Raw genomic sequence first — 2,443 nt, forward strand, 5'->3', positions numbered from 1 at the left:
TCCCATACCGAACACGGAAGTTAAGCTCTCTAGCGCCGATGGTAGTTGGGACCTTGTCCCTGTGAGAGTAGGACGTCGCCAAGCGACTTTAAGACGAGTCAGAATGACTCGTCTTTTTTGTGTTTTGTAACTTCTTTTCAAAGCTAATTACATATTTATATAAGTTTCATTAGATTTCTTTCGTGATTTTTGATATGTAATTTAAGATTTTCTATTTTATTTCTTAAAGATAAGATTCACTGGTGTGTTAAAATAGTACAGTTGTTTTTTTGATGTACTTTAATATAAGAAGATTTAAGTTAGAAAAGGAGATAATATGAAAAGGATAGGTATAATTACTATAGTAGTCTTAGTCCTTCTATTAATCGTGTATATGTTAGTTGGGAATTATTTTTATAACTACGCATTGAATGCGAAACAAGAAAAAGAATTTTTGCAAGATAATCCTCATTTAGTAGAAACGGTAAATGCATCGGGAGATGTATTGGCTACAAATGAAGAAAAGAATGCGAACTTCGTATCGAAGTATAAACCTAACACATTAACTATACGTTCTTTCGATAAATTGAATTTAAAAGGCTATGAATATATGAATGAATCATCTAGTCATAAATGGGCAATTGTGGTTCATGGATACAATGGTAGAGCATCAGAAATGACGAAATATATTCGTAACTTTTATGAACAAGGCTATAATGTCATAGCACCAGACCTTCGTGGGCACGGAAATAGTGAAGGGGATTATGTTGGTATGGGCTGGCATGATCGTAAAGATGTTTTGATTTGGATTCAACAAATCTTAAAGAAAGATCCTAATGCTGAAATAGCTCTATTTGGTGTTTCAATGGGCGGGGCAACTGTAATGATGACTTCAGGAGAAGATTTACCTTCTAATGTTAAAGTTATTATTGAAGATTGTGGATACTCAACCGTTATTGATGAATTTACTTATCAGCTAAAAGATTTATTCCACTTGCCGAAGTTTCCTGTTATGAATGCGGCAAATACAGTTACAAAATTAAGAGCTGGATATGATTTAGAAGAAGCTTCAGCTGTAAAACAAGTGGCGAAAAGTAAAACACCTATGCTATTCATTCATGGGGATGCTGATACATTCGTTCCTTTTGAAATGTTAGATGAAGTATATAATGCTGCAAAAGTAGAAAAAGAGAAATTAATTGTTCCAGGTGCTGGGCATGGAGAAGCGGAGAAAGTAGATTCGAATAAATATTGGAATACCGTATGGAAGTTCGTAGGGAAGTATATTCCGGCATAATTAAAGTTGTTGCATTTATATAGACGATAATCGGAGGGATAATAGTTAATCCTTTTGATTATCGTTTTTTTGTTAATTAGGTAGTCTGCTATAAGTGTATTTTTGTATGTACTATATGAAGGAGATAGAGCAAAAACTTTTGAATTCCTTAATCTCAGTGCTACAATGATTGAAAACTAAATGTTAATGAGGTGTTTATATGAAAATTGAGGTTTGGTCGGATTTTGTATGCCCATTTTGCTATATTGGGAAACGTAGATTAGAGATGGCTTTAGAGCAATTTCCACATAAGAAGGATGTTGAAGTTGAGTTTAAAAGTTTTGAGTTGGATCCGAATACTCCCGTTTACTCTGGAACAAGTATTAATGAAGTGCTTGCATCAAAGTATGGAATTAGTATTGAAGAAGCTAAGCGTAATAACGTACAGCTAGGAAATCATGCAGCTAGTATGGGTTTAAGTTTTAATTTTGATGAGATGAAGCCGACGAATACGTTTGATGCGCATCGTCTTGCGAAGTTTGCAAAGAATCATGGGAAAGAAAAGGAGATTACGGAGAATCTACTTTTTGCATATTTCACTGAATCGAAAAATTTAAGTGATGTGGATACACTTGCTATTATCGCTGCAGCCTCAGGTTTAGATAAGCAAGAAGCTTTAAATGTTATTAATGATAAAAATGCGTACGCAAATGATGTTAGAATTGATGAAGCGATTGCTCAGCAATATCAAATTTCGGGAGTGCCTTATTTTATTATTAATCAAAAGTATGCTATTTCAGGTGCACAACCACTTGAAACTTTTGTTGGTGCACTTCAGCAAGTTTGGGAAGAAGAGAATCCTGCACCGAAGTTACAGGAACTTTCAGCAGATGGTGGAAGCGATCTTTCTTGTGCTGATGGAAGTTGTTCGGTGCCGTCGAAAGAACAATAGTTTTTATGGTAGAAGAGCACCCCATAGATTGTTCTGTGGGGTGCTTGTATATAACTATGGAAGAGATACGTAAATGAAATCTATAAAATATAAAGTTTTTAAAAAAACGTATTGACGATTATACTTTAGAGGTGTAATATAGAACAAGTCGCCGATGACATTAACGTCGCAAGCGACAAATGAAATGAAAAACTTAGTTGACATTAACTAACGAAGATGTTAACATAAGGAAGTCG

At 34.5% G+C, this 2,443-nt stretch carries 2 protein-coding genes; both read left to right on the forward strand.

Going from position 1 to position 2,443, the window contains the following annotated elements; all coding sequences use genetic code 11:
* Window positions 1-316 precede the first annotated feature (316 nt).
* Window positions 317-1,276: an alpha/beta hydrolase gene (locus tag H6481_RS28040; protein WP_000821101.1), complete on the forward strand. Its 960-nt coding sequence runs from the start codon at window positions 317-319 to the stop codon at window positions 1,274-1,276.
* A gap of 199 nt (window positions 1,277-1,475) precedes the next feature.
* The gene (locus tag H6481_RS28045) at window positions 1,476-2,207 is read left to right on the forward strand and encodes a DsbA family oxidoreductase (RefSeq protein WP_000687922.1); all 732 of its coding nucleotides are present in this window, start codon (window positions 1,476-1,478) and stop codon (window positions 2,205-2,207) included.
* Window positions 2,208-2,443: the final 236 nt, after the last annotated feature.

Origin of the sequence: Bacillus sp. ME78 (genome assembly GCF_903970865.1) — a bacterium.
In the GTDB taxonomy this organism is placed as follows: domain Bacteria; phylum Bacillota; class Bacilli; order Bacillales; family Bacillaceae_G; genus Bacillus_A; species Bacillus_A cereus.